This window comes from Telluria beijingensis (genome assembly GCF_030770395.1).
Classification (GTDB): Bacteria; Pseudomonadota; Gammaproteobacteria; order Burkholderiales; family Burkholderiaceae_D; genus Telluria; species Telluria beijingensis.
Genome location: NZ_CP132480.1, coordinates 92,106 through 117,561, shown reverse-complemented (window position 1 = coordinate 117,561; position 25,456 = coordinate 92,106). Strand labels below are relative to the sequence as shown.

Genomic DNA, 25,456 nt, shown 5'->3' with positions numbered 1-25,456 from the left:
AGCATATATACATTTCTGATCAGGAACAATAGTTACACGAGTAAAGCTTGCCGAGGCACCACTCTAGAGTTACGTCGCAAGAAAAATGACATATGCTTGTTGCATCGATACGACTGTTTCTTGATAAATCATAATTTTTTGGATACAAAAAAGCCCGGCAGAGCCGGGCTAGGTGATCACGGCACCTGTTCGCCGCGCGCCCGCAGCTTTCTGCGGTGACGCCGCGCCGTATCCCAGAACGCGAGCGACAGCAGCACGAAGAACATCTGGCCGATCGCCAGCGCCAGCACCGAATGCGACAGGATCGGCGCCACCACGCCGGCCACCACCGCCCCCAGCAGGGTCGAGACGAAGGACTGGCACGAGGCGACAGTGCCGCGGATGTGCGGGAACAGGTCGAGCGCCAGCAGGGTGGCGCCGGGCGCGATCAGCGAGCTGCCGAAGGTGAAGAAGAACATCGGCGCCACCGTCCACGGCAGCGCCGGCGGCAGGAAGGCGTGGTAGCCGACGTTGAAGGTCACCGCGGCCAGCATGAAGAAGTAGCCGATGCGGATCTGGCGCGCGAAATCCAGCCGGCCGGCCAGGCGGTTGGCCATCAGCGAGCCGAGGAAGATGCCGCTCACGGTCGGCACGAACAGCCAGGCGAACTGCGACGGTCCCAGGCCCAGGCTCTCGGGCAGCATGACCGGGGCCGCCGCGACGTACAGGAACAGGCCGCCGAAGTTCAGGGCGGTGACGCCGGCCTTCATGTGGAACAGGAAGGAGCTGAAGATGGCGGCGTAGCTCTGGGCCAGGAAGCGCGGGTTGAACGGCTGGCGCTGGGTGCTCGGAATGGTCTCGGGCAGGTGCTTCCAGCAGAACCAGGCGAGCAGCACGGTGTAGATGCACAGCGCCAGGAAGATGGCGCGCCAGTCGAACCACAGCACGATCCAGCCGCCCACCACCGGCGCGATGGCCGGCGCGATCGAGAAGATCATCGTCACCATCGACAGCAGGCGCGCCGCCGCGGTGTCGGAATACAGGTCGCGGATGATGGCGCGTCCCACCACCACGCCCGCCCCCGCCGACACGCCCTGCAGGATGCGGAACACCCACAGGTAGTGCACCGACGATGCCGCGGCGCAGCCGAAGGTGGCGACCGCGAACACTACCAGCGCCACCAGGATCACGTTGCGCCGTCCGAAGGCGTCCGACAGCGCGCCATGCCACAGCACCATGCCGGCGAAGGCCAGCATATAGGCGGTCAGCGTCTGCTGCACTTCCAGCGGGGTGGCCGCCAGCTCGGCCTGGATCTGCGGGAAGGCCGGCAGGTAGGCGTCGATCGAGAACGGCCCCAGCATCGACAGGGCCGCCAGCAGGGTCGCCAGGCCGCCGGCCGACAGCATCGCGATCTTGTGCGGGGTGGGAAGCGGAACCGGGGTGACGGGGTCCTTCGGAAGATCGGGCGGGTCGGTTGGCGGCAGCATCGTCAGTCCTGTTTCGGCTTTGCTTCTTCGCGGCGGTTGAAACCGGCCACCATGTCGAAGCGGAACAGGCGGCATTCGAGCGCGCCGTTGAAGAACGGCGTCTTGCGCGATTCCTTCAGGCGCAGCATCTTGGGCAGGCCCAGGTCGGCCGTGAACAGGTAGGCGGTCCAGCCGGCGAAGCGCTGCTTGAGCGTGGTGCTGAAGGCCGAGTAGAAGCCCAACGCCATCTCGTCCTGCGGCACGGTGCTGTCGCCGCGCACGCCGATCCGTTCGCCATACGGCGGGTTGGTCAGCAGGATGCCCGTCTCGGTCGTCGGCGCGACCACGTGCTGGGCCTCGATCTGCTTGAGCGGCACCTCGAACAGGATGCCGGCCACCTTCAGGTTATGGCGCGTCATGGCGACCATGTCGCCCGAGATGTCCGAGCCGAAGATGGTCGGTTCGCTCGGCAGCGGGTTCGGCTTGATGGCGGCCTTCATCGCGGCCCAGGCCTGGCGATCGTGGTCGGCGAACTGCTCGAAGGCGAAGCGGCGGCGCGCGCCGGGCGGGATGCCCTGCACCATCTGGGCTGCCTCGACCAGGATCGTGCCCGAGCCGCACATCGGGTCGAACAGCGGCACGCCCGGCTTCCAGCCCGACACCCGCAGCAGGCCGGCGGCCAGGTTCTCGCGCAGCGGCGCGTCGCCCGTCTCTTCGCGCCAGCCGCGCTTGAACAGCGCCTCGCCCGAGGTGTCCAGGTAGATGATGAAGTTGCGCTGGTCGAGGAAGCCGACGATGCGCATATCGGGCTCGCGCGTGTCGACCGACGGGCGCTTGTTGTACTGGTCGCGGAAGCGGTCGCAGATCGCATCCTTGATCTTGAGCGTGGTGAATTCGAGGCTCTTGAGCGGCGACTTGACGGCGGTGACGTCGACCCGGATCGTGTGGTCGGGGCCGAACCAGTCTTCCCAGGGCTGCTCGAGCACCAGGTCGTAGATGTCGTTTTCGTTGCTGTAGCTGCGCTGGCCCATGCGCATCAGCACACGCGACGCGATGCGCGAATGCAGGTTGACCAGCCAGGCATCCTGCATCGAGCCCGAGCAGTGCACGCCGCCCGGCACCTGGTTGTGCACCCTGAAGGTAGTGCTCAGCTGGGCGATCTCGCCCAGTTCTTCGGCCAATGCCGCTTCCATGCCGCGCGGGCATGGGCAAAAATAGGAAGCCATGAGGGGTACCCTTTGTCCGTTGATGAAACTGTGTTGAATAACGCGTCAGCCGTGGTGCGGGATGACCGTCGAATATTTACTGCCAACTGCTTTAAGACGTCGTCCCCGCGCAGGCGGGGACCCAAGTCTTATGTTCAGCCACAAGCACATGCCTTCGTGACCATGCAAGCAAACTTGGGTCCCCGCCTTCGCGGGGACGACGGTTCAAGCGTTAGGGTGCTGCCAACTAAAACGGCTTGACTGTTGCCAGGATCACGATCACCAAAAGCAGGATCACCGGCACTTCATTGAACCAGCGGAACCAGGTATGGCTGCGCGTATTCACCCCACGCTCGAATTTCTTCAGGATCGATCCGCAGGCATGATGGTAGCCGATCGCCAGCACCACGAGCAGCAGCTTCGCATGCAACCAGCCATGCTTCATGCCGATCATCATCGCCAGCCACAGGCCGAGCAGCAGCGCCGGCACCATCAGGATCGTGGTGAAGCGGTACAGCCGGCGCGCCATGCCCTGCAGTCGCTCGAGTGCCGCCGGATTGGTTTCCTGGGCCAGGTTGACGAAGATGCGCGGCAGGTAGAACAGGCCGGCGAACCACGAGGCGATGAAGACGATGTGCAGGGCCTTGATCCAGAGGTACATGCGTTTCCCTTATTCTCAGTTGCGAACTTCGCCGTGCCCGAACACGACGTACTTGAGCGAGGTGAGTCCTTCCAGGCCCACCGGGCCGCGCGCATGCAGCTTGTCGTTCGAGATGCCGATCTCGGCGCCCAGGCCGTACTCGAAGCCATCCGCGAAGCGGGTCGAGGCGTTCACCATCACCGAGGCCGAGTCTACTTCGCGCAGGAAGCGCATGGCGCGCGTGTAGTCTTCGGTGACGATCGATTCGGTGTGCTTCGACGAGTAGGCGGTGATGTGGTCGATGGCCTCATCCATATCGGCCACTACCTTCACCGCCAGGATCGGGGCCAGGTATTCGGTCGACCAGTCTTCGTCCACCGCGTTGGCCAGGTGCGGGTAGCCGGCCAGGATCGCATGCGACTCGGGATCGGCACGCAGCTCGACCTCTTTCGCCGCATACATCTCGGCCAGGCGCGGCAGCACGCCTGGGGCGATCCCGCGCGCCACCAGCAACGTCTCCATCGTGTTGCAGGTGCCGTAGCGGTGGCACTTGGCGTTGAACGCGATCGCCAGCGCCTTCTCGATGTCGGCCTTGTCGTCGATGTACACGTGGCAGATGCCATCCAGGTGCTTGATCATCGGCACCGTGCTCTCTTGCATCAGGCGCGCGATCAGGCCCTTGCCGCCGCGCGGGACGATCACGTCCACGTATTCCGGCATGGTGATCATGGCGCCGACGGCGGCGCGGTCGGTGGTGTCGACCACCTGCACGGCGTTTTGCGGCAGGCCGGCGCCGGCCAGCCCTTCGGCCACCAGCAGCGCCAGCGCGCGGTTGCAGTGGATCGCTTCCGAGCCGCCGCGCAGGATGGCGGCATTGCCGCTCTTGATGCACAGGCCAGCGGCGTCGACCGTCACGTTCGGACGCGCTTCGTAGATGATGCCGATCACGCCCAGCGGCACCCGCATCTGGCCCACCTGGATGCCGCTCGGGCGCACCTTCATGTTCGAGATCTCGCCGACCGGGTCTGGCAAGGTGGCGATCTGGCGCAGGCCGGCGACCATGGTGGCGATCGCGGCATCCGACAAGGCCAGGCGGTCCATCAGGGCCGGGGCCAGGCCGGCGGCCTGCGCGGCATCCAGGTCTTTTTGATTGGCCGCGCGCAATGCGTCGGCATCGCGTTCGATGGCGGCGGCGATCAGTTCGAGCGCGCGGTTGCGGGTCGCGGTGTCGGCGCGCGCCATCGCGCGCGAGGCGGCCCTGGCCTGGCGGCCCAGTTGGTGCATGTGTGCGGTGATGTCCATCGTGATTCCCGTTGCGTTACATTGTGTTTGGTCGGAACGGGTTTGCATGTGTGCGTTGAACGCGTCGGCGGCGAAGCCGCCAACCCTACGTAGGGTTGGCGGGTCTCCCGCCGACGCGTTCAACCGGCGCCGACCGGCCGCGCCATGATTACCGCGCCACCTTCAACGCCAGCTGCAGCATCGCATCCCACGCATCGCCCGCGAACTGCTTCGAGCGCAAGCCCTTGACCATGCGGTCGACCTGCGCGGCCTCCTGCAGCGCCGCTTCGAGCGTGCCCAGCGACACGCGGCGCAGCGCCGGTTCCATCATCCGCTCGCGCGGTCCCCAGATCCGGTATTCCTTCAGCAGCGCGCCCAGCGGGCGCCCCTGCGCCATCCCGGTCTTCAATTTTAGCAGCGTGCGGATTTCTTCGGACACCGCCCACAGCACCAGCGGCAGCGCCTCGCCCTCGCCTTTCAAGCCTTCGAGCATGCGCGCCAGGCGCGCCGGGTCGCCGCCCAGCATCGCCTCGGACAGCTTGAACACGTCGTAGCGCGCCACGTTCAGCACCGCATCGTGCACCTGCTCGAAACCGAGCTTGCCCGGCTCGTACAACAGGCCGAGCTTCTGGATTTCCTGGTGCGCCGCCAGCAGGTTGCCCTCGACCCGGTCGGCGATGAAGTCCAGGCTCTGGCGCTCGGCGCTCTGGCCCTGGCTCGACAGGCGCTGTCCGATCCAGCCCGGCAGGTGCGCGCGCTCGACGTTCGGGATGTCGATGTAGACGGCCGCCTGCTGTAGCGCCGTCACCCACGACGACTTGGCGGTCTGCCAATCCAGCTTCGGCAAGGTGATCAGGGTCAGGTTGTCGGGGCTCAGGTCTTTCGCATAGCTCTGCAGCGCGGCGCTGCCGTCCTTGCCCGGCTTGCCGGTCGGGATGCGCAGCTCGATCAGTTTCTTGTCGCCGAACAGCGACAAGGCCTGGTTGGCGGCCAGCAGCTCGCCCCACTTGAAGCTGCGCTCGACCGTGAGCACGTCACGCTCGGTATAGCCTTGCGCGCGCGCCGTCTTGCGGATCCGGTCGGCCGCTTCCAGCGCGAGCAGGTGCTCGTCGCTGGTGATCACGTACAAGGGGGCCAGCCCCTTGGACAGGTGGCCGTCGAGCGCCTCGAGCCGCAACTGCATCGTTGTCAGGCGCCTGCCGGCTTGATCGCCACCAGGCGGCGCAGGATCTGCTGCACCAGGTCGGACTGCATGTCGCGGTACAGCAGCGCTTCTTCGGATTCCTTGGCCAGCACCTGCCCTTCGTCGAAGGCGATATTGCGGCGCAGGGTGATCTCGGTCGGCGCCAGCAGCTGGCGGTTGTTGGCGTCGCGCACCTGGAACACCAGGGTGTAGCTGAGCGAATACTCGCGCACCCGGCCCAGGCTGTTGAGCGACAGGATCGCCTTGCCGCGCGATTCGCTGATCACGTCGAACAGGGCCTCGGCCTTGGAAGCATCGGTCTCGATGCGCACGTTGTCGCCCGCGCGCAGGTTGCGCTTGAGCTCCGTGCCCAGCGGCGAGGCTTCGCTGAACGACAGCCAGATGCTGTGGAACGGCAGGTTGTACTGGCCGTCGCTGCCGCGCAGCTTGAAGCCGCAGCCAGCCAATACTCCGGCCATCAACATCGCAGCCAACGCACGCACCAGGGTCTTGTTCGACATGGTCATCATTACACCACGATGTTGACGAGTTTGCCCGGCACCACGATCACCTTCTTCGGCGTGCCTTCGATGAACTTCTGCACCGCTTCCGATGCCAGCGCGGCGGCTTCGATGGCGGCCTTGTCGGCCTCCTTCGGCACCTTGACCGAGCCGCGCAGCTTGCCGTTCACCTGGATCATCATCTCGATCTCGGACTGTTCCAGCGCGGCCGGGTCGACCTGCGGCCAGGCGGCGTTCAGGATGTCGCCATGGGCGGTGGCGAAGCCCAGCTCCTGCCACAGCGCGTGGGTGATGTGCGGCGCGACCGGGTTCAGCAGGCGCAGGAAGATCGAGAAGCCTTCGGCGACGATCGCGTTCGAGGGGGCCGAATCGTCCAGTTTGGCCGACTCCAGCGTGTTGAGCATCTTCATGCAGGCCGAGACCACGGTGTTGTACTGGATGCGCTTCAGGTCGTAGTCGGCCTGCTGCAGCACCTTGTGCACTTCGCGGCGCAGCGTTTTCTGGTCGTCGTTCAGCGTACCCTGCGCTTCGCCGTTGAAGCTCGCTGCAATGCGCTCGCGCTGCGCGTAGCCGAAGGCCCACACGCGGCGCAGGAAGCGGCTGGCGCCTTCGACGCCGCTGTTCGACCACTCCAGGGTCTGTTCCGGCGGCGAGGCGAACATCGTGAACAGGCGCGCGGTGTCGGCGCCGTACTGTTCGATCTGCGCTTGCGGGTCGATGCCGTTGTTCTTCGACTTCGACATCTTCTCGGTGCCGCCGATTTCGACCGGTTGTCCATCAGCCGTCAGTACCGCGCTCTGTGGGCGGCCCTTGTCGTCGAACGTCAGCTCGACGTCGGCCGGATTGAACCAGGTCTTCTTGCCAGCCGCGTCTTCGCGATAATAGGTCTCGTTGAGCACCATGCCTTGCGTGAGCAGGTTGACGAACGGCTCGTCGAACTTCACCAGGCCGAAGTCGCGCATCACCTTGGTCCAGAAGCGCGCGTACAGCAGGTGCATGACGGCGTGCTCGATGCCGCCGATGTACTGGTCCATCGGCATCCAGTAATCGTTGCGGGCGTCGACCATCGCCTCGTTCGAGCCCGGCGAGGTATAGCGCATGTAGTACCACGACGAATCGATGAAGGTGTCCATCGTGTCGGTCTCGCGGCGCGCCGGCTTGCCGCATTTCGGGCAGTCGCACTTGAGGAAGGCTTCGTCCTTGGTCAAAGGGTTGCCGGTGCCGTCCGGGACCAGGTGCTCGGGCAGCACGACCGGCAGGTCGGCTTCGGGAACCGGCACGACGCCGCACTCGCCGCAGTGGATCATCGGGATCGGGGTGCCCCAGTAGCGCTGGCGCGAGATGCCCCAGTCGCGCAGGCGGAAGGTGGTCTTCTTCTCGCCAAGGCCCTGTTCTGCCAGTTCGCCGGCGACCGCGTTCACGGCCGAGGTGTAATCGAGGCCGTCGTACTTGCCCGAGTTGACGGTGCGGCCCGCTTCCTTGTCGCCATACCACTCCTGCCAGGCCTCCAACGAGAATTCCTGGCCTTCGACGGCCACCACCTGCTTGATCGGGAGGTTGTATTTTTTCGCGAAGCCGAAGTCGCGCTCGTCGTGCGCCGGCACGCCCATCACGGCGCCGTCGCCGTAGGTGATCAGGACATAGTTGCCGACCCAGACCGGAATTTGTTCTTGCGTGACCGGATGAGTGACGAACAGGCCGGTCGGCATGCCCTTCTTCTCCATCGTCGCCATGTCGGCCTCGATCACGGAACCCAGCTTGCACTCGGCGATGAATTCCTGCAGCGCGGGGTTGTCGCGGGCCGCGTGCTGGGCCAGCGCGTGTTCCGGCGCCACGGCGCAGAAGGTCACGCCCATGATGGTGTCGGCGCGGGTGGTGAACACATACAGCTTGCCCTCGCCGATCGCCGCGCCGTTGTCGTCCTTGACGTCATGCGGGAAGGCGAAGCGCACGCCGGTCGACTTGCCGATCCAGTTGGCCTGCATGGTGCGCACGCGCTCCGGCCAGCCCGGCAGCTTGTTGTCGACGTGGTCGAGCAGCTCGTCGGCATAGTCGGTGATGCGCACGTAGTACATCGGGATCTCGCGCTTCTCGATCGGCGCGCCCGAACGCCAGCCGCGGCCATCGACCACCTGCTCGTTGGCCAGCACGGTCTGGTCGATCGGGTCCCAGTTCACGGTGCCGGTCTTCTGGTAGATGATGCCCTTCTCGAGCATCTTGAGGAACATCCACTGGTTCCACTTGTAGTAGTCCGGCTTGCAGGCGGTCATTTCGCGCGACCAGTCGATCGCCAGGCCCATCGATTCCATCTGGCCACGCATGTGGGCGATGTTCGAATACGTCCATTCGGCCGGCGGCACGTTGTTGGCCATCGCCGCGTTCTCGGCCGGCATGCCGAAGGCGTCCCAGCCCATCGGCATCAGCACGTTGTAGCCGTTCATCCGCAGGTAGCGGTACATCACGTCGTTGATCGTATAGTTGCGCACGTGGCCCATGTGCAGCTTGCCCGATGGATAAGGCAGCATCGAGCAGGCGTAATATTTGCCTTTCGGGAAACGCGGGTCGTTTTCGACGGCTTTATAGGCGTCGATCGACTTCCAGTAGGCCTGGGCGGCCTGTTCTACTTCGGCTGGACTATATTTTTCTTGCATGATTTCTGCAGACGTAATGTGGGATGTGGAACCGGTCATTATAACCCGTTCATTTTGCACTGCGACATTGCGCCGCGCGGGAGGAGAAAATGTGAAAAAGGCAGCGTCTCGGTGAACGCTGCCTTCAAGGATTCAACGCAGGATCAGCTCCAGCGCCGGCTTTTCGCCGTAATCCTCGTAGCGTTCGTTGATGCCGCCAACGCAGAAGGTCAGTTCTTCGAGCAGGTCCGGCGCCGCCGCCTTCAGCCTGTCGGCGTCCAGGATGACGATCTGCAGCACCTCGTTCGGCTCGAGCCTGAATTTGGTCATGTTCTCGTCGTCGCGCAGATAGCTCATGCAGTCGACCCAGGCGTCGATGCTGTCCGCATACGTCGCCGGGAAGCCGAAGGCCTCCCTGCTCTGCTGGTGGAACGACGCTTCGTCCGCGATGGCGGCGCCGTTCAGTTCTGCCACCGCCATGTCTACCCCTTCAGGCCCAGCACGTCCTGCATGTCGAACAGGCCGTTGGCCTTGTCCGCCAGGAAGCGCGCGGCGCGCAGCGAGCCGTGGGCGTAGGTGACGCGGCTGCTCGACTTGTGGCTGACCTCGATCCGCTCGCCGGTGCCGAGGAACATCACGGTATGGTCGCCCACCACGTCGCCGCCGCGCACGGTGGCGAAGCCGATGGTCGACGGATCGCGCTCGCCGGTCACGCCTTCGCGGCCATAGATGGCGCAGTCCTTCAGGTCGCGGCCCAGGGCGTCGGCGATCACTTCGCCCATCTTGAGCGCGGTGCCGGACGGCGCATCGACCTTGTGGCGGTGGTGCGCTTCGACGATCTCGATGTCGTAGCCTTCCGAGAAGCTCCTGGCGGCCATCTCGAGCAGCTTGAGGGTGACGTTCACGCCCACGCTCATGTTCGGTGCGAACACCACGCCGACCTTGTCGGCGGCGGCGCGGATCGCGGCCTTGCCGGCATCGTCGAAGCCGGTGGTGCCGATCACCATCTGCTTGCCGTTGGCGGCGCAGTATTCGAGGTGCTTCAGCGTGCCCTCGGGGCGGGTGAAGTCGATCAGGATGTCGGCATTGTGCAGGCCGTGCTTGATGGAGTCTTCGATCACGACCCCGGTCAGGATGCCGGCGAAGGCGCCCGCGTCCTGGCCGATGGAGGGCGAGCCCGGCACGTCGAGGGCGCCGGCCAGGCGCATGTCGGGGGCGTCCTGGATGGCTTCGATCAGCATGCGGCCCATGCGGCCGCTGGCGCCGGCGACGGCAATGTTCAACATGGTCATTACGGGGTTCCTGGACGGCGTTCGGTGTTGCCGGCATTGATCTGGACGGCCGGTGCATCGGCCGGTTTCGGCGGCAGCACTTCGGCTTTCTTCCTGGCCGGACCGGCGATGCGGTCGATGTAGTCGCGCTCGCTCGGCAGGTTGCCGCCTTCGAAGCGCTCGACCACGTCGTCCTTGAAGAACACGGTCACGCGGCTGGTGGTCAGCTCGCCATTGCCGCGCGCCAGGTAGAACGGGTAATCCCAGCGGTCGGCGTGGAAGGCGTCCATCAGCAGCGGCGAACCGAGCAGGAAGCGTACCTGGTCGCGGGTCTGGCCGGCCTTGAGCTGGTCGAGCATTTCTTGCGAGACGAAGTTGCCTTGCTGGATGTCCGGACGGTAGGGCGAGAAGATCCACAGGAACTTCTGCAAGCGGGTCGCCTGGACGGTCTGGGCGCCGGCATTGGCGATGGCGGCCGACTTTTCCGCATCGGCCGCAGTGGCGGCCGCATCCGTCGCCACCGGCGGCGCCGGGCTGCGCCAGGAAGCGCAGCCGGACAGCAGCAGCGTCGCGGCGAGGCCCGCCGCAAGCACTGCCTTGGCGTTGGATCGATGGTGTACGGCTGGTTTGACGGGCATAGATAACCTCAAATCGTTCGAGCGGGAGCTTACAAAACGCTATATCATAAAGCACTCCGCCAATATTCGAGTAACAAACATGAGTAACAATCCGACCGACCTGAAGGCCAGCGGCCTGAAGGCAACCCTGCCGCGCCTGAAAATCCTGGAAATTTTCCAGAACAGCTCCGTACGGCACCTGACGGCCGAAGATGTCTACAAAATCCTGTTGGCTGACAATATGGACGTGGGCCTCGCGACTGTCTACCGCGTATTGACCCAGTTCGAGCAGGCTGGCTTGCTCAACCGCAACCATTTCGAGACCGGCAAGGCCATTTATGAGCTCAACGCTGGTTCCCACCATGACCACCTGGTGTGCGTCACCTGCGGTCGCGTCGAAGAGTTCTACGACGACGAGATCGAAAAGCGCCAGCAGATGATTGCCGAGAAGCACGGCTTCACGATCGTCGAGCACGCGCTGGCGATCTATGGCAGCTGCCCGCAGTGCCGGGGCATCGCCAAGCCGGAATAGTCCGCGCTTTTCGCCAACTTCCCGCTATATAAAAAGGGCGCATGGGATATTCCCATGCGCCCTTTTTCACATCCGGGGTGCGGAATCAGGAATGGCTGAGCGCATTCGACAGCAGCTTGGCCGTGATGTCGACGATCGGGATCACCCGTTCATAGGCCATCCGGGTCGGCCCGATCACGCCCAGGGTGCCGACGATGCGGCCATCGACCGCGTACGGCGCCGTCACGATGCTCATCTCGTCCATCGGCACCAGCTTCGATTCGCCACCGATGAAGATCTGCACCCCGCCAGCCTTGCTCGACACGTCCAGCAATTGCATCAGGCCCGTCTTTTGCTCGAACATCTCGAACATCTGGCGCAGCGATGTCATATTGGATGACAGGTCGGCCACCGACAGCAGGTTGCGCTCGCCCGAGATGACCATGTCATCGCCCTCGGCCATCGCCTCGCTGCCGGCCTCGACCGCCGCCTGCATCAGGCGCCCCATATCGTCGCGCAACTGCTGCAGCTCGCCGCTGAGGCGCTTGCGCACCGCGTCGAACGACAGCCCGGCGAAGTTCTGGTTCAGGTAATTCGCCGACTGGGTCAGTTGGGCCGGCGAATAATCCTGGTCGAGCAGCAGCAGGCGGTTCTGCACGTCGCCGCGCGGATCGACGATCACCAGCAGGATGCGTTTTTCGCCCAGGCGCAGGAATTCGATCTGCTGGAAGACCGATTCGCGGCGCGGGCTCTGCACCACCCCGGCGAACTGCGACAGCGAGGACAGCATCTGCGCCGCGTTGGCGATAAGCTTTTGTGGTTGCGGGTTGGACAATGGCTGGGGCAAGCGCATGCGCTCGGCATCGACCGCCTTGTCATCGATCGGCCCCACCGTCAGCAGGGTATCGACGAACACGCGGTAGCCGCGCGGGGTCGGGACACGGCCGGCCGAGGTATGCGGACTGGCGACGAAGCCCATGTCCTCGAGGTCGGCCATGACGTTCCGGATGGTGGCGGGCGACAGCTCCAGGCCCGACAGCTTGGACAACGCGCGCGAACCTACCGGCTGGCCGTCGGCGATATAGCGTTCGACAAGCGCTTTGAGCAGGGTTTGGGCACGGTGGTCGAGTTGCATGATTCCAGGAAACGTTCGATAGTGCTCGTATTATAGGCAGGTTGGGGCGTGGCACGGCAGCACAAGGCTTGCTGTGACGCATGTTCAGTGTCGTTGTTCGCGCACGCCGTCGAGATCGAGCCAGTCGAGCAAGGCGTCGAGACTGGCCACTTCGACGTCGGGCGCCACGTCATGGGCCAGGTCGTTGACCTTGCCGGTGCGGTTCATCCAGGCCGCGCGCAGGCCGGCGCGCTGGGCGCCCTGCACGTCCAGCAACAGGTCGTCGCCCACGTACAGCGTGTCGGCCGGCGCCACATCGAGTGCCGCGCAACCGGCGAGGAAGATGCCGGGATCGGGCTTGGCGCGCCCAAAAGCATGCGCCGCCACCGAGGCCTGGAAGTGGTGGGCCAGGCCGATGGTCTGCAGGTCGGCCACGCCATTCGTGACCGAGCCGACCAGGACGTGTCGCCGCAGGCGCTCGAGGCCCGGCACCACGTCGTCGTAGGGCGTCACGGCATTGCGGGCGGCAAAGAACTCGGTCATGGCCAATTCGACCTTGCCGGGATCCTCGCCCACCTGCTCGAAGGCGGCGACCAGGCCGGCATGGCGCAGCGCGCCCAGGTCGATCCCGAACTCCGGCCGGGCGGCCAGCAGTTCCAGCCGCGCCTGGCGAAGGCTGTCGATCGTGAAGCGTTCGACCACCCGCGGCGCATGCAAACCAAGCCAGGCATACAACAGTTTTTCGGCTTCCAGGATCACGGGGGCGATCGGCCACAGGGTATCGTCGAGGTCGAACAGGACGGCTTTCGGCCAGGCTTGGCGGCGGGTCATCGGTTTCCAGACAGGGGAACAAGGTGCGTCCCCAGCATAGCGAGGCCCCAGTCCAAATGCAATGTGCACCTTTGAATGTTGCTCATGTTAAATCTTGCTTACACCATGATACAAATGCAAATGCGGCCGAAATGGTCCAGCTGCCTAACAAATGAACTAAAATGTTGAGCGATTTTTCTATTCCAACCGCGCAGCTGCGCTTCCCCTGGATTTTGTGGAGATGTTATGAAGAGTTCCTACCTGCGTGCCGGCGCGGCGCTGGCATGCGCGGTCGCATTGACTGCCTGCGGCGGCGACGATGGCCAGCTGATGCTGGGCGGCCAGTTCACCGGCGTGACCAAGGCCGGCCTGGTGCTGACCAATAATGGCGGTAACGACAAGGCCATCACCCCGCCGGCCAATGGTTCCGGCGCCGGCGAGTGGTATTTCGACAACCTGATCGGCACCGACGACCGCTACAACGTCGAAGTCAAGTCCAGGCCGTCGAACGTCAAGGACTGCAAGATCGAGAACCCGAGCGGCCGCGCCGGCTACCACGTGTACACCGTCTACGTCACCTGCGAACTGAACCGCCACGGCCTGTCGGGCAGCATCGGCAACCTGAAGGGTGAGCTGGAGCTGGTCAACGGTTCGGACAGGGTGAAGGTCGCCGCTGGCGCGACGACGTTCAAGATGGCCGACGTCCCTGAAGATTCGCCGTATGGCGTGACGATCCTGACCCAGCCAGCAGGCCAGACCTGCACCGTCAGCAATGGCAACGGCGTCATCGGCCCGGCGCCCGTCACCAACGTCGCGATTACCTGCACCCCTTAATTTTTGGAGCCTCACGCATGAAGTCTTCCCTGATCCGTCCTGCGCTCGCGCTGGCCCTGGCCGCGGGCCTGGCCGGCTGCGGCGGCAGCGATAAAGCCGAATTTGTCGTCAAGGGCACCGTCGCCGGCATCTTCTATCCGGGCGCAGTCCTGCAGACCAATGGCCAGGAAGTCGCTCTTCCGGTGCCGACCACGCCTGGCGCCGCGGTCAGCTTCGCCTTCCCGAACAAGCTCGAGTATGGTGACGAGTACAACGTCACCTTCAAGTCGAAACCGCAATTCCAGGACACGTGTACCGACGTGCCCAATACGGTACCGAATGGCCGCGATACGGCTGGCCGGCTGGCTGAGATCAACATCACCTTCGTCTGCTATGTCAACGCTTTCGCACTGAAAGGCAAGGTCAATGGCCTGACTGCGGATGGCCTGGTGCTGGCCAACGGCAGTACGGGTGGCAGCGGCACGGTCACCAAGCCAGCGGACGGCGTGACCACGCCGATCGACTTCCTGCTGCCGAACGTTACTTATGGGACGACCTACGGCGTCGTGGTGATCGCCCAGCCGACGGGCCAGGTCTGCACCGTGGTCAACGGTACCGGCACCATGCCGAACGCCGAAGTGACCAATATCGTCGTCAATTGCGTTCCAGCCTGATGATATACAAAATTCTTATGTCGAGTATTTGAAAGAGAAATTGGACTTATATGCTGTCGCGCAGCATAATAACTCCTGTCTCCTCCAACTCTCCTCAGAAAAGAATTGGATTTCAGCCCGCTCTCCTGAGCGGGCTTTTTTTTTGCCCGCATCGCCTACGTCAGTTGATGGGCTGGATCAGCGGGCCGCGCTGACCTTCACCACGGCGATCTTGTCCATGCCGACCGACACCTGCGACTGGTAAGCCTCCACCGAGCGCGCATTGGCGGCGACCGCGTAGCTGCTAAAGCCGGCGAGAATGGCGGCGGCGATGAAGATGGCTTCCATGTGCTTGAGGACGTTCATTTTTTGCTCCTGGTTGGTCGGTTGGGATGCCGTTTCGGCTGTCCATGCAAGCACTATAGATAGTGCCTGCCCGACCTTCCACTGGGATGCGATGGACTGCAAAAAACGGCTACCGAGGCGGCGAAAATACGTGATAACCCGTATGTTGCGGCGCAACAGGATGCATTCGGATGGCGTCCAGGCGTAAAAAAGCGCCGGCGGGCGGCGCTGATGAAAGGAGCGAGGTGAACGCGTGTACGGCGGAGCCGTACACCCTAGGCTCAGGACACGGGCAGGTTGGCCAGCGCGACGTACTGCTCCAGGCTGACCGCTTCCGGACGCACGCCCGGGTCGATCCCCGCCTCGAGCAGCTGGGCCTCGGTGAACATGCCGGCCACGCAGTTGCGGATCACCTTGCGCCGCTGCGAGAAGGCCTTGGCCACCACCGCTTCCAGGCGCTTGCCGTCGCACGGCAGCTGGCGCCGGGTCGGCACCATGCGCACGATCGCCGAATCGACTTGCGGCGGCGGGTCGAAGGCGGTCGGCGGCACGATGAACAGCAGCGCCATATCGTAGCGCCATTGCAACATCACCGACAGGCGGCTATATGCCTTGGTGCCCGGCTCGGCCACCATGCGCTCGACCACTTCCTTCTGCAGCATGAAATGCTGGTCCTCGACCAGGTGGGCGAATTCGGCCAGGTGGAACAGCAGCGGGCTGGAGATGTTGTACGGCAGGTTGCCGACGATGCGCAGTTTCTGCCCTTCCGGTACCGGGATCGACCCGAAGTCGAATTTCAGCGCATCGCCCGAATGCACCGTGAGGCGCTCGCGCGGATAGGCTTTTTCGAGGCGCGCCACCAGGTCGCGGTCCAGTTCGACCACATGCATATGGTCGAGCGACTTGAGCAGCAGCGCCGTCATCGCCGCCAGGCCCGGACCGATCTCGACCATCGCCTCGCCACGGCGCGGTCCGATGGCGTCGATGATATTGTTCAAAACGTGGTCGTCGGTCAGGAAGTTCTGGCCGAAGCGCTTGCGGGCGACGTGTTTCATGCTTGCTTTCTTGATTATTCGGGAGTGGCGGCGGCGCGCCGCGCGGCCACCATGTGCATGGCGGCGCGGATCGCCTCTTCCATGCTGCCGCAGTCGGCCAGGCCCAGGCCCCGGGCGGCCAGGTCGAGCGCGGTGCCGTGGTCGACCGAGGTGCGGATCAGGGGCAGGCCCAGGGTGACATTGATGCCGCGCCCGAAGGTCGCATGCTTCAGCACCGGCAAGCCCTGGTCGTGGTACATCGCCAGCACACAGTCGGCATCCTGCAGGTATTTGGGCTGGAACAGCGTATCGGCCGGATACGGGCCGCGCGCGTCGATGCCGCGGCTGCGCGCATCGTCCAGCACCGGCGCGATGACGTCGATCTCTTCGCGGCCCAGGTAGCCGTTCTCGCCGGCGTGGGGATTCAGGCCGGTGACAAGGATCGCCGGCGCCGCGATGCCGAATTTGTCGCGCAGGTCGGCATGCAGGATGTCCAGCACCTGGGTGAGGTTCTCGCGCGTGAGCGCGGCCGGGACGTCCTTCAACGGCAGGTGGGTGGTTGCCAGGGCGACCCGCAGGTAGGGCTGGTCGCCCGCCGGCGCGCCGGCCAGCATCATGACCACCCGCGGCGTGCCGGTCTTCTCGGCCAGGTATTCGGTGTGGCCCGAGAAAACGACGCCGGCGTCGTTGATCGTGCTTTTCTGCAGCGGCGCGGTGACGATGGCGTCGAACCAGCCGCGCCCGCACCCTTCGATAGCGAGATCGAGCGTGGCCAGCACCGCCAGGCCATTGTCGGCATCGAGCTGGCCCGGCACCACGTGGGCGGCCAGCGGCACGTCGACCACCGCCAGGCGTTCGACGCCGAAATGCGGCAAGCCGCCGTTGCGCAGCGCCTGGATCGACAACGCGGACAGGCGGATGGCCGGGTCGATCAGGCTGGCGGTGAGCGCCAGGAAGGCGGCGTCGCCGACCAGCACGCAGTTGGCCTGCTCGCGCAGGGCCCAGGCGGCGCGGATCGCGATCTCGGGACCGATGCCGGCCGGTTCGCCGACCGTGATCGCGAGTACCGGCCTTTGGTGCGCCAACGGGCGCTGAAGCGCCTGTGGCGCAACCATGGTGTTACTGCTCCTCGCGGAACTCGACGTAGGCGCGGTCGCGCACCTGGCGCATCCAGTCTTCCATCGCTTCCTGCATCTTGCGGTCGCGCAGGACCTGGCGCGCCACATTGCGTTCCTTCTGCTGAGTGACGTCTTCGCTCTTGCGGCCGATGACCTGGATCAGGTGGAAGCCGAACGGCGACTGGATGACATCGGACACCTGGCCCGGCTGCAGCGCATTCATCGCGGTTTCGAATTCCGGGACGGTGTCGCCCGGGTACAGCCAGCCCAGGTCGCCGCCCTTGGAGGCGGAACCGTCTTGCGAGTGCAGGCGCGCCAGGTCTTCGAAGGTGCCGGCGTTATTGTCCATCTTCTCCTTGAGCTCGAGCAGCTTGCGCTTGACCTCGCCCTCGGTCATGGTCGGGGTGACCTTGATCAGGATGTGGCGCGCGTGGGTCTGCTCGACCACCGATTTTTCGGTCTCGCCGCCCAGCGGACGCTTGCCCGCCAGCTTGAGGATGTGGAAGCCGACATTGGTCTTGAGGATCGGGGTCACCTGGCCCGCTTCGAGCTTGCGCAGCTCGCCCGAGAACATCGGCGGCAGGCGGTCGGCGTCGCGCCAGCCGATCTCGCCGCCCTTGAGCGCGTCGGGGGCGTCGGAATAGGTCGAGGCCATGCGCGCGAAGTCGGCGCCGGTGCGCAGCTGGCGCATCACTTCCTCGGCGCGCGCGGCGCGCGCGGCGATCTGCTCGGGCGAGGCGTTCTCTGGCACCCGCACCAGGATCTGCGAGATGTCGACCTCGATACGGTCGGCTTCCGCGGCCTTGGCGGCGGCCATATAGGTGTCGATCTCGGCCTCGGAGACCTGGATCTTGCTGTCGACCTCGTGCTCGCGCAGGCGCTGCAACATGATCTCGTTGCGGATGTCTTCGCGGAACTGCGCGAATGGCATGCCCTCTTTTTCCATCTGGTTGCGCATGTCCTGCACCGACATCTTCTGATTTTCGGCGATGCGGCCGATGGTGGCGTCCAGGGTGCGGTCGTCGACCCTGACGCCCATCTCTTTCGCCAGCTGCAGCTGGGCGCGTTCGACGATCATCGACTCGAGCACCTGGCGCTCCATGGTGGCCGGGTCGGGCATCTGGGCGTTACGCGCCTTCATGTTCTGGGTGACCTGCACCATGCGGCCCGCCACTTCGTTGCGGGTGATGACTTCGTCGTTGACGACGACCTGGATCGAATCGATCACCTTGGCATTGGCCGAGGCGGGCGGCAGGAAGCCGCCGCCGGTAGAGGCCGGGGTGTCCTGGGCCAGCGCCTGGCCTGCGGTTAGCGCGCACAGCAGTGCTGCCGCCATCTGGAGGGACTGCAAACGGGTAGTACGCATCATCTGGAAAGCACTCATTTCAGGATTGTTCACATCATGGACGGCAGATTATGGACGGCTAGTCTGAACGCTGGCTTATGGCCGTCCGATTCCGGTATTCAGTCGCGTATAGCCCGGGATGCTCTTGTTGAACGACTCGAGCGGGTTGCCCAGGCCCAGGCGCGACAAGCCATTGAGCTCGAGCTGGAAGAAGATCGGTGTCGAGGCCTCGCGCGCCGCGGTCACGAAGCGCTGCGCCCCCATCCGGAACACCCAGCAGTCGGCCTTGTATTCGAGACCGACCAGGCTTTCGATCAGCTTGCCGCCGCCAGCCGGTAGATTGGCTGGCTGCCCCACGCCATACGAGCGCAGCGCGTAGCTGACCCGGCCCACGCCATACCAGCGGCGGCCGATCGGCCACTGCGCCGACAGGTCGATGTTGCGGAAGCTGTCACGCTGATAACGGTATTCGGCGTTCAACACCTTCATCTGCCCCGGACGCCACTGTACACCCACATTCGAGCTGTACAAACTACTTCCGCTGGCATCGTATTGTACGCCGCTATCGAAGGTCCAGGACTCGGAAATGGTGCCGGAGGCCGCGAGCAGCATGTCGGAACGGCTCTGGTGTGGCGGTTCGTTGCGGTAGAGGCCCACGCGCGGCTGCTTGAGGTACTGGCGCTGGCCGAAGGCCAGCCGCAGGCGCTCGGCGCCGTCTTCCTGGATGAAGCGCGATACCAGGGCCGCCGTCACCTGGTTGGCGTCGGACACCCGGTCCAGGCCGACGTAGCGATTTTCGGAGAACAGCTGGGCGTAGTTGAAACCGGAGCGGCCGCTGTCGAACAGCGGCACGTCGTCCTGGTTTTCGTACGGGGTGTAGACGTAGAACAGGCGCGGCTCGAGGGTCTGGGTGGTGCCGCCGCCGAACAGCGAGGCCTTGCGCTCGAACACCAGCCCGCTGTCGATCGAGAAGGTCGGGATCGTGCGCGAGATATTGGTGGGCATGTCGACCCGGCTCGGGTGTTTCTCGAGATCGTACTGGGCCGCGTTGTACATCAGCTTGGGCGTGACGAACCAGCCCGGACGCACGATCGGATAGCTGACCTGGCCCTGGATCACGGCGCGGCTGCCGCCGACGTCGTCGGGATGGTCGAAGCGGGTCGCCTCGGCGTCGATCGACCAGTCGAAACCGGCCACGTCGTAGCGCGCGGCGCGGAAGTTAATCTGCGGCAGGCGGTCGTAGGGGCGCGGCACCCTCAGGTTCGGGTCGGTATCGGCGGCCGGGTCTTGCAGCACCTGGTAGTTCTGGGCGCGCGCGGAGAGGGTCCAGAACTGGCCATACAGGTCGGTGCGCACTTCGCGCAGCAGCTGGCGCTCGGCGCTGGCCGAGACGTTGCGCGAGAAGTCGGACGGGTATTCGTCATCCGAGGCGCCGTGCAGGTTCCAGCCGTACGACCAGTTCGGCCTGATGGCCTGGCTGTGCAGCGAGTCGACGCGCCAGCGCGTGGTATCCGTCTTGCGGTCGCCCGGCAGGACCTCGACGTGGGTCTCGCCCTGGTAGGTGCTGCCCAGGTAGCGGCCGGTGGCGCCCATCTGGAAGCCGCGGTCGAACATCATGCGCGGGTAGAGCGTCAGGTCGCGGTTGGGGGCGATGTTGACGTAGTACGGCACCATGATCTCGGCCTTGCCCTGCGAGCCGAAGCCCACGGTGGGCGGCAGCCAGCCGGAGCGGCGCTGGCCGGACAGCGAGAACGACATCGCCGGGGTGCCGATGATGGGCACGTCCTTGAAATAGATGATGGTCTTGCCGGCGGTGCCGACGTCGCGGCCGCTGTCCAGGCGCAGGGTGCTCGACTTGAGGTACCAGTCGGGATCCGGGCCCTCGCAGGTGCTGTAGGTGCCGTTGCGCACCACCGCCTGCTGCTCGCCCAAAAAGTCGATGCGGTCGGCCTCGCCCTGGCCATTGCTGTCGGCCAGGAAGTAGGTGGGCTTGAGCAGGTAGCCCTTGCCGGTTTCCAGGTTCAGCTGCAGCTCGTCGCCCTTGTAGCGGTCGCCGAAGCGCCACATGTTCACGTTGCCGGTGGCCGTTACTTCGTCTTCGACCCGCAGGTAGCAGGCGGTATCGGCGGTGATGCCGCTCTGGCCGCGCGTGATCTCGACGTTGCGGTTCAGGTCGAGCCGGCGGTCGGGGCGGCCGCCGATCTCCTCGGCCTGGATGGTGACGGGAAGCTCGTTTTCAGCTTGTGGCGCAGCGGGAACACCCTGGGCGAATGCCGGCGCCGCGGTGGCGGAAACCAGTGCATAGAGCGCGAGCACCTGACGCGGTGGGAAAGGTTGGCGTGACGACCAGCTCATGGAAAATCGCAGCTCATGGAAATTCGGACATGCACCATAAAGGGCGGTTTTTTTAGAATGAATCCCTTATTATATGGGAATTAGCTCAACCAACCGGATTCGTCAGGCCGCTTCATGTCATCCTTGTATCAAAATTCTTCCACTTCCATCAACACCGATGCGCGCCTGGCGCTACTGAACGAATGGCTGGCGTCGACCGGCCTGGTGGACGTCGGCACCGGCCGTCCTGCATCGGCCGATGCGAGCTTCCGCCGCTACTTCCGCTACGACGTCGTGCCGGCCATGCAAGATAAACTCGGCGCCACCCTGGTGGCGATGGATGCGCCGCCGGAGCGCGAGAACGTGCCGGCGTTCATCCACGTGCAGGGCCTGCTGTTCGATGCCGGCGTGACCGTGCCGGCGATCGCCGCGCGCAATGTCGAACAGGGCTTCCTGCTGCTGGGCGACCTGGGTAACACGACCTATCTCGCGCGCCTCGATAGCGACAACGCCGCCTTCATGTATTCGGACGCGGTCGACGCCCTGCTCAAGTTCCAGATGGCCAGCCAGCCGGGCGTCCTGCCCGAGTTCGACCGCGCCTTCGTGCTGCGCGAGCTGAACATCTTCCCGGAGTGGTACCTGAACCGGCACCTGGGCGTGACGCTCGACGACAAGCAGCAGGCCACGCTCGATAAAGTGTTCGAGGCGATCGTCGCCAATGTGCTGGCGCAGCAGCAGGTGTTCATGCACCGCGATTTCCATTCGCGTAACCTGATGTTCCTCGACCAGGGCAACCCGGGCGTGCTCGATTTCCAGGACGCCGTGTATGGGCCCGTGACCTACGACCTGGCGTCGCTGCTGCGCGACGCCTACATCCAGTGGGACGAAGAGATCGTGCTGGACTGGGTGGTGCGCTACTGGCAGAGCGCCAAGCAGGCCGGCCTGCCAGTGAACCCGGACATCGACGCCTTCTACCGCGACTTCGAATTCATGGCCCTGCAGCGCCACCTGAAGATCCTCGGCATCTTCTGCCGCCTGAACTACCGCGACGGCAAAGGCCACTACATGGGCGACCTGCCGACGGTGCTCGACTACGTGCGCAAGACGGCCAACCGCTACACCGAACTCAAGCCGCTGCTGCGCCTGCTCGACGCCCTCGACAACAAGGCGCCGCAAGTCGGCTACACCTTCTGAGGCGCGCATGAAAGCGATGATTTTCGCCGCCGGCCGCGGCGAGCGCATGCGGCCACTGACCGACCACTGCCCCAAGCCGCTGCTGAAAGTGCGCGGGCGGCCACTGATTACCTGGCATGTGCTGAACCTGGTGCGCGCCGGGATCACGGACATCGTCATCAACCACTCCCACCTCGGGCACATGATCGAGGACGAGCTGGGCGACGGCAGCCGTTATGGCGCGCGCATCGTGTACTCGCACGAGCCGACTCCGCTCGAGACGGCGGGAGGCATCGCCAATGCACTGCACCTGCTGGGCGACGAGCCGTTCCTGGCGGTGTCGGGCGACATCTATGCGCCCTACTTCGATTTCTCGGCGGCGTTGGATGCGCTGAAAGATGAAGATGCAGTGGGCATTCCCTACCCGGTGGATAAACGCGACATCGCCTGGCTGTGGCTGACGCCGAACCCGTGGCACAACCCCGAGGGCGACTTCGCGCTCGACATGTATACGCTCAAGAACGACGGACCCACGAAGTGGAACTTCGCCGGCATCGGCGTGTATCGCGCCGAGATGTTCGACGGGATCCAGGCCGGCGAATTCCTCAAGTTCGGGCCGCTGATGCGCAAGTTCATCGAGCAGGGCCGCGTCGGCGGCGAGATCTACCAGGGCCAGTGGGTCAATGTCGGCACCGTGGGCCAGCTGGAAGAACTGAACGCGCCGCTGCGGGCGGCCAAGACGGCTTCATGATGCCTTATGCCGGGCGGCGCGCGCGCCTGCTGGCGCGGATGCAGCCGGGCGCGGTGGCCGTGCTGGGCACCGCGCCGGAAGTGCTGCGCAATGGCGACAGCGACTATCCCTACCGCCACGACAGCCATTTCTATTACCTGAGCGGGTACACCGAGCCGGAGAGCTTTCTGGTGCTGGTGGCGGCGCGGGGCGAGCAGGCGGCGCGTTCCATCCTGTTCTGCCGCGAGAAGAACGTCGAGCGCGAGATATGGGAAGGCTTCCGCTTCGGTCCCGACGCGGCGCGCCAGGCTTTTGGCTTCGACGAGGCGTGGCCGATCGGCGAACTCGATGCGCGCATGGCCGACATCCTGGCCGATGCGCCGGCGCTGTACTACCCGCTGGGCGTTAACGCGGCGCGCGACGCCCAGGTGGCCGGCTGGCTGAAGGCCGTGCGCGCGCGGGCCCGCACGGGTGTGGCCGCACCGCAGACGACCCATCACCTGCTGGGCATGCTGGACGAGATGCGGCTGCTGAAGGACGACTACGAGATCGCGCTGATGGCGCGCGCCGGCCTGATCTCGGGCCAGGCGCATGCGCGCGCGATGCGCGCCACCCGGCCCGGCATGTTCGAGTACGAGATCGAGGCCGAGCTGCTGCACGAGTTTCGCCGCAACGGCGCCCAGTTCCCGGCCTATCCCTCGATCGTGGCCGCCGGCGCGAATGCCTGCGTGCTGCACTACAGCGCCAATAACCGGCAGGTACTCGACGGCGAACTGGTGCTGGTCGACGCCGGCTGCGAGTTCGATGGCTATGCGGCCGACATCACGCGCACCTGGCCGGCCAACGGGCGCTTCACCGATCCGCAGCGCACCTTGTACGAATTGGTGCTGCGCGCGCAGGCCGCGGCGATTGCCGCCGTCGAACCGGGCCGGCCGTACAGCGCGATCCACGATGCGGCGGTGCGGGTGCTGACCGAAGGCATGTTCGATCTCGGCCTGCTGGACAGGGACAAGGTCGGCTCGCCCGACGATGCGATCGCAGCGCGCGCCTATGCGCAGTTCTACATGCACGGCACCGGCCACTGGCTGGGCATGGACGTGCACGATGTCGGCGCCTACCGTGACCTGACCCTGCCCGACAAACCCTCGCGCGCCCTGCTGCCGGGGATGGCGCTGACGGTGGAGCCGGGCATCTATGTACGTCCCGGCGAGGGCGTGCCGGAGCGGTTCTGGGACATCGGCATCCGGATCGAGGACGACGTGGTCGTGACCGACGCCGGCTGCCGCGTGCTGACCGGGGACGCGCCAAAGGACGTGGCGGAAATCGAAGCCTTGATGCAGGAATCACGATGACGGGACATGAACACGAGCAGGAACTCGACTTCGACGTAGCGATTTGCGGCGCCGGCCCGGTGGGCCTGGCGCTGGCCAGTTTCCTGGTGCGGCGCGGCGTGCCGGGCGGGCGCATTGCCCTAATCGACGGCAAGTCGCTGGGCCAGGCGATCTCGGACCCGCGCTCGATCGCGCTATCCTGGGGCAGCGTGCAGTTGCTGGACGAAGTCGGCGCCTGGCCGCTGCCGGCCACCGCGATCCACCAGATCCACGTCTCGCGCCGCGGCCAACTGGGCCGCAGCCTGATGGACCGCCGCGACCACGACGTCGAGGCCCTGGGCTACGTGACGCGCTACGGCGCCGTGGTCGACGCCCTGGCGCGGCGCTGCGAAGCCGCCGGCATCGCCGTGCTGCGCCCCGCGCGCGTGCAAACCCTGGACGAACAGCCCGACGGCGCGCACCTGACGCTGGACGACGGCCGCACGATACGCGCCCAGGTGGCGATCCAGGCCGAGGGCGGCGTCTTCGGCCAGCAGGACAACCGCGCGCGCAGCCGCGACTACGAACAAACCGCCGTGATCGCGCGCGTGACGACCGACGCACCGATTGCACACCGCGCCTTCGAACGCTTCACCGACGAGGGCCCGCTGGCCCTGCTGCCCGAAGATGCCCCCGACGGCCACCAGTACGCCCTGGTCTGGTGCGTCCACCCCAGCCGAGCAGGCGGCATCCTGACCCTCGACGACGCCACCTTCCTGAATCAGTTGGCCGACGCCTTCGGCACCCGCTTGGGCAATTTCACGAAAGTATCCCCGCGCGTTTCCTTCCCCTTGGGCCTGAACGCCGAAGCGCGCGCCACCGCCCGCACGGTCGCGATCGGCAACGCCGCGCAGACCCTGCACCCGGTCGCCGGCCAGGGCCTGAACCTGGGCCTGCGCGACGCCGCCGTCCTGGCCCGCCACCTGGCGCGCGGCGCCACGCCGGCCGCGGTCGCCCGCTTCCTGGAAGACCGCGCCGAAGACCGCAAACTCACGATCACGTTGACCGACACGATGGCCCGCGCCTTCACCGGCACCGGCCCCCTGCAATCGCTGCTCGGCCTCGGCCTGGCCACCCTCGACCTGACCAAACCCGCCCGCACCCTCCTCGCCGACCTGATGATGTTCGGCCGCCGCTAACCTCACCCGATTAGGGTCAGTCGAATTCTCTAAAAACTTTGGCGGAAAATGGCTGATTGGACTCTGACCGTAATGCCGTTAAGTTAGCGTAAAAGCCGTCGTCACCTCCACTGGAGGTAACGACGTGGTGGCTACTCTTAACTTAACGGCATTAGACTCTGACCGCAATTAACG

General features: G+C 65.1%; 24 protein-coding genes. 7 read left to right on the top strand and 17 right to left on the bottom strand.

What is annotated here, in order from left to right; all coding sequences use genetic code 11:
• Nucleotides 1-176: 176 nt before the first annotated feature.
• The 10 genes from Q9246_RS00510 to Q9246_RS00465 all read right to left on the bottom strand — a co-directional run bounded on the left by Q9246_RS00510 (nt 177) and on the right by Q9246_RS00465 (nt 10,814).
• Complete coding sequence (locus Q9246_RS00510; RefSeq protein ID WP_306394608.1) at nt 177-1,466, bottom strand: multidrug effflux MFS transporter; 1,290 nt, start codon at nt 1,464-1,466, stop codon at nt 177-179.
• A 2-nt stretch (nt 1,467-1,468) separates the two neighbouring features.
• Nucleotides 1,469-2,671, bottom strand: a complete 1,203-nt coding sequence (locus Q9246_RS00505) for a THUMP domain-containing class I SAM-dependent RNA methyltransferase (protein WP_422802345.1) — start codon at nt 2,669-2,671, stop codon at nt 1,469-1,471.
• A gap of 226 nt (nt 2,672-2,897) precedes the next feature.
• A complete protein-coding gene (locus Q9246_RS00500; RefSeq protein WP_306394606.1) occupies nt 2,898-3,311 on the bottom strand; it encodes a CopD family protein in 414 nt (137 codons plus the stop codon).
• A gap of 15 nt (nt 3,312-3,326) precedes the next feature.
• Nucleotides 3,327-4,592: a glutamate-5-semialdehyde dehydrogenase gene (locus Q9246_RS00495; RefSeq protein ID WP_306394603.1), complete on the bottom strand. Its 1,266-nt coding sequence runs from the start codon at nt 4,590-4,592 to the stop codon at nt 3,327-3,329.
• A 148-nt stretch (nt 4,593-4,740) separates the two neighbouring features.
• Complete coding sequence (holA, locus tag Q9246_RS00490; RefSeq protein WP_306394601.1) at nt 4,741-5,754, bottom strand: DNA polymerase III subunit delta; 1,014 nt, start codon at nt 5,752-5,754, stop codon at nt 4,741-4,743.
• 5 nt (nt 5,755-5,759) lie between these two features.
• The gene (locus Q9246_RS00485; RefSeq protein ID WP_306394599.1) at nt 5,760-6,275 is read right to left on the bottom strand and encodes an LPS-assembly lipoprotein LptE; all 516 of its coding nucleotides are present in this window, start codon (nt 6,273-6,275) and stop codon (nt 5,760-5,762) included.
• A gap of 8 nt (nt 6,276-6,283) precedes the next feature.
• Nucleotides 6,284-8,926, bottom strand: a complete 2,643-nt coding sequence (gene leuS / locus Q9246_RS00480; protein WP_306394598.1) for a leucine--tRNA ligase — start codon at nt 8,924-8,926, stop codon at nt 6,284-6,286.
• A gap of 132 nt (nt 8,927-9,058) precedes the next feature.
• Nucleotides 9,059-9,385, bottom strand: a complete 327-nt coding sequence (locus Q9246_RS00475) for a barstar family protein (protein WP_306394597.1) — start codon at nt 9,383-9,385, stop codon at nt 9,059-9,061.
• A gap of 2 nt (nt 9,386-9,387) precedes the next feature.
• A complete protein-coding gene (gene dapB, locus Q9246_RS00470; RefSeq protein ID WP_306394596.1) occupies nt 9,388-10,197 on the bottom strand; it encodes a 4-hydroxy-tetrahydrodipicolinate reductase in 810 nt (269 codons plus the stop codon).
• The gene (locus tag Q9246_RS00465; RefSeq protein WP_306394593.1) at nt 10,197-10,814 is read right to left on the bottom strand and encodes an outer membrane protein assembly factor BamE; all 618 of its coding nucleotides are present in this window, start codon (nt 10,812-10,814) and stop codon (nt 10,197-10,199) included. Before Q9246_RS00465 ends, dapB begins: the two co-directional genes overlap by 1 nt.
• A gap of 79 nt (nt 10,815-10,893) precedes the next feature.
• Here Q9246_RS00465 and fur point away from each other — a divergent pair, with 79 nt between their 5' ends.
• On the top strand, nt 10,894-11,325 hold the full coding sequence (gene fur / locus Q9246_RS00460) for a ferric iron uptake transcriptional regulator (RefSeq protein ID WP_306394591.1): 432 nt from the start codon (nt 10,894-10,896) through the stop codon (nt 11,323-11,325).
• 85 nt (nt 11,326-11,410) lie between these two features.
• Here the strand turns inward: fur and hrcA are convergent, their stop codons facing one another.
• Complete coding sequence (gene hrcA, locus Q9246_RS00455) at nt 11,411-12,439, bottom strand: heat-inducible transcriptional repressor HrcA (RefSeq protein ID WP_306394590.1); 1,029 nt, start codon at nt 12,437-12,439, stop codon at nt 11,411-11,413.
• An 84-nt stretch (nt 12,440-12,523) separates the two neighbouring features.
• A complete protein-coding gene (locus Q9246_RS00450; RefSeq protein WP_306394588.1) occupies nt 12,524-13,249 on the bottom strand; it encodes an HAD family hydrolase in 726 nt (241 codons plus the stop codon).
• 225 nt (nt 13,250-13,474) lie between these two features.
• Here Q9246_RS00450 and Q9246_RS00445 point away from each other — a divergent pair, with 225 nt between their 5' ends.
• Both Q9246_RS00445 and Q9246_RS00440 read left to right on the top strand, forming a co-directional pair.
• A complete protein-coding gene (locus tag Q9246_RS00445) occupies nt 13,475-14,062 on the top strand; it encodes a hypothetical protein (RefSeq protein ID WP_306394587.1) in 588 nt (195 codons plus the stop codon).
• A 17-nt stretch (nt 14,063-14,079) separates the two neighbouring features.
• Nucleotides 14,080-14,715, top strand: coding sequence for a hypothetical protein (locus Q9246_RS00440; protein WP_306394585.1), 636 nt, complete (start codon nt 14,080-14,082; stop codon nt 14,713-14,715).
• A gap of 177 nt (nt 14,716-14,892) precedes the next feature.
• Here the strand turns inward: Q9246_RS00440 and Q9246_RS00435 are convergent, their stop codons facing one another.
• The 5 genes from Q9246_RS00435 to Q9246_RS00415 all read right to left on the bottom strand — a co-directional run bounded on the left by Q9246_RS00435 (nt 14,893) and on the right by Q9246_RS00415 (nt 20,891).
• Nucleotides 14,893-15,060: a hypothetical protein gene (locus tag Q9246_RS00435; protein WP_306394584.1), complete on the bottom strand. Its 168-nt coding sequence runs from the start codon at nt 15,058-15,060 to the stop codon at nt 14,893-14,895.
• Between the two features lie 260 nt (nt 15,061-15,320).
• Nucleotides 15,321-16,094, bottom strand: a complete 774-nt coding sequence (gene rsmA, locus Q9246_RS00430; RefSeq protein WP_306394582.1) for a 16S rRNA (adenine(1518)-N(6)/adenine(1519)-N(6))-dimethyltransferase RsmA — start codon at nt 16,092-16,094, stop codon at nt 15,321-15,323.
• Between the two features lie 14 nt (nt 16,095-16,108).
• Entirely contained in the window at nt 16,109-17,188 is a 1,080-nt protein-coding gene (pdxA, locus tag Q9246_RS00425; protein WP_306394580.1) for a 4-hydroxythreonine-4-phosphate dehydrogenase PdxA, read from the bottom strand.
• A gap of 4 nt (nt 17,189-17,192) precedes the next feature.
• Nucleotides 17,193-18,560 carry a peptidylprolyl isomerase gene (locus tag Q9246_RS00420; protein ID WP_306394578.1) on the bottom strand — a complete coding sequence of 456 codons (1,368 nt, stop codon included), beginning with the start codon at nt 18,558-18,560 and terminating at the stop codon, nt 17,193-17,195.
• Nucleotides 18,561-18,632: 72 nt separating this feature from the next.
• The gene (locus Q9246_RS00415; RefSeq protein WP_306394577.1) at nt 18,633-20,891 is read right to left on the bottom strand and encodes an LPS-assembly protein LptD; all 2,259 of its coding nucleotides are present in this window, start codon (nt 20,889-20,891) and stop codon (nt 18,633-18,635) included.
• Nucleotides 20,892-21,005: 114 nt separating this feature from the next.
• On the opposite strand from Q9246_RS00415, the gene Q9246_RS00410 reads away from it, so the two are divergent.
• The 4 genes from Q9246_RS00410 to Q9246_RS00395 are packed head-to-tail and all read left to right on the top strand — an operon-like array spanning nt 21,006 to nt 25,282.
• Nucleotides 21,006-22,064 (top strand): aminoglycoside phosphotransferase family protein, encoded by a 1,059-nt coding sequence (locus tag Q9246_RS00410; RefSeq protein WP_306394576.1) that lies wholly within the window; start codon nt 21,006-21,008, stop codon nt 22,062-22,064.
• Between the two features lie 7 nt (nt 22,065-22,071).
• On the top strand, nt 22,072-22,794 hold the full coding sequence (murU, locus tag Q9246_RS00405; protein ID WP_306394575.1) for an N-acetylmuramate alpha-1-phosphate uridylyltransferase MurU: 723 nt from the start codon (nt 22,072-22,074) through the stop codon (nt 22,792-22,794).
• Nucleotides 22,791-24,125, top strand: a complete 1,335-nt coding sequence (gene pepP / locus Q9246_RS00400) for a Xaa-Pro aminopeptidase (RefSeq protein WP_306394574.1) — start codon at nt 22,791-22,793, stop codon at nt 24,123-24,125. Before murU ends, pepP begins: the two co-directional genes overlap by 4 nt.
• Nucleotides 24,122-25,282, top strand: a complete 1,161-nt coding sequence (locus Q9246_RS00395; RefSeq protein ID WP_306394573.1) for an FAD-dependent monooxygenase — start codon at nt 24,122-24,124, stop codon at nt 25,280-25,282. Before pepP ends, Q9246_RS00395 begins: the two co-directional genes overlap by 4 nt.
• Nucleotides 25,283-25,456: the final 174 nt, after the last annotated feature.

Coding starts and splice junctions, on each gene's coding strand:
- Q9246_RS00510 (WP_306394608.1), bottom strand. CDS start 1,466: ATGCTGCCGCCAACCGACCCGCCCGATCTTCCGAAGGACCCCGTCACC.
- Q9246_RS00505 (WP_422802345.1), bottom strand. CDS start 2,671: ATGGCTTCCTATTTTTGCCCATGCCCGCGCGGCATGGAAGCGGCATTG.
- Q9246_RS00500 (WP_306394606.1), bottom strand. CDS start 3,311: ATGTACCTCTGGATCAAGGCCCTGCACATCGTCTTCATCGCCTCGTGG.
- Q9246_RS00495 (WP_306394603.1), bottom strand. CDS start 4,592: ATGGACATCACCGCACACATGCACCAACTGGGCCGCCAGGCCAGGGCC.
- holA (WP_306394601.1), bottom strand. CDS start 5,754: ATGCAGTTGCGGCTCGAGGCGCTCGACGGCCACCTGTCCAAGGGGCTG.
- Q9246_RS00485 (WP_306394599.1), bottom strand. CDS start 6,275: ATGTCGAACAAGACCCTGGTGCGTGCGTTGGCTGCGATGTTGATGGCC.
- leuS (WP_306394598.1), bottom strand. CDS start 8,926: ATGCAAGAAAAATATAGTCCAGCCGAAGTAGAACAGGCCGCCCAGGCC.
- Q9246_RS00475 (WP_306394597.1), bottom strand. CDS start 9,385: ATGGCGGTGGCAGAACTGAACGGCGCCGCCATCGCGGACGAAGCGTCG.
- dapB (WP_306394596.1), bottom strand. CDS start 10,197: ATGACCATGTTGAACATTGCCGTCGCCGGCGCCAGCGGCCGCATGGGC.
- Q9246_RS00465 (WP_306394593.1), bottom strand. CDS start 10,814: ATGCCCGTCAAACCAGCCGTACACCATCGATCCAACGCCAAGGCAGTG.
- fur (WP_306394591.1), top strand. CDS start 10,894: ATGAGTAACAATCCGACCGACCTGAAGGCCAGCGGCCTGAAGGCAACC.
- hrcA (WP_306394590.1), bottom strand. CDS start 12,439: ATGCAACTCGACCACCGTGCCCAAACCCTGCTCAAAGCGCTTGTCGAA.
- Q9246_RS00450 (WP_306394588.1), bottom strand. CDS start 13,249: ATGACCCGCCGCCAAGCCTGGCCGAAAGCCGTCCTGTTCGACCTCGAC.
- Q9246_RS00445 (WP_306394587.1), top strand. CDS start 13,475: ATGAAGAGTTCCTACCTGCGTGCCGGCGCGGCGCTGGCATGCGCGGTC.
- Q9246_RS00440 (WP_306394585.1), top strand. CDS start 14,080: ATGAAGTCTTCCCTGATCCGTCCTGCGCTCGCGCTGGCCCTGGCCGCG.
- Q9246_RS00435 (WP_306394584.1), bottom strand. CDS start 15,060: ATGAACGTCCTCAAGCACATGGAAGCCATCTTCATCGCCGCCGCCATT.
- rsmA (WP_306394582.1), bottom strand. CDS start 16,094: ATGAAACACGTCGCCCGCAAGCGCTTCGGCCAGAACTTCCTGACCGAC.
- pdxA (WP_306394580.1), bottom strand. CDS start 17,188: ATGGTTGCGCCACAGGCGCTTCAGCGCCCGTTGGCGCACCAAAGGCCG.
- Q9246_RS00420 (WP_306394578.1), bottom strand. CDS start 18,560: ATGATGCGTACTACCCGTTTGCAGTCCCTCCAGATGGCGGCAGCACTG.
- Q9246_RS00415 (WP_306394577.1), bottom strand. CDS start 20,891: ATGAGCTGGTCGTCACGCCAACCTTTCCCACCGCGTCAGGTGCTCGCG.
- Q9246_RS00410 (WP_306394576.1), top strand. CDS start 21,006: ATGTCATCCTTGTATCAAAATTCTTCCACTTCCATCAACACCGATGCG.
- murU (WP_306394575.1), top strand. CDS start 22,072: ATGAAAGCGATGATTTTCGCCGCCGGCCGCGGCGAGCGCATGCGGCCA.
- pepP (WP_306394574.1), top strand. CDS start 22,791: ATGATGCCTTATGCCGGGCGGCGCGCGCGCCTGCTGGCGCGGATGCAG.
- Q9246_RS00395 (WP_306394573.1), top strand. CDS start 24,122: ATGACGGGACATGAACACGAGCAGGAACTCGACTTCGACGTAGCGATT.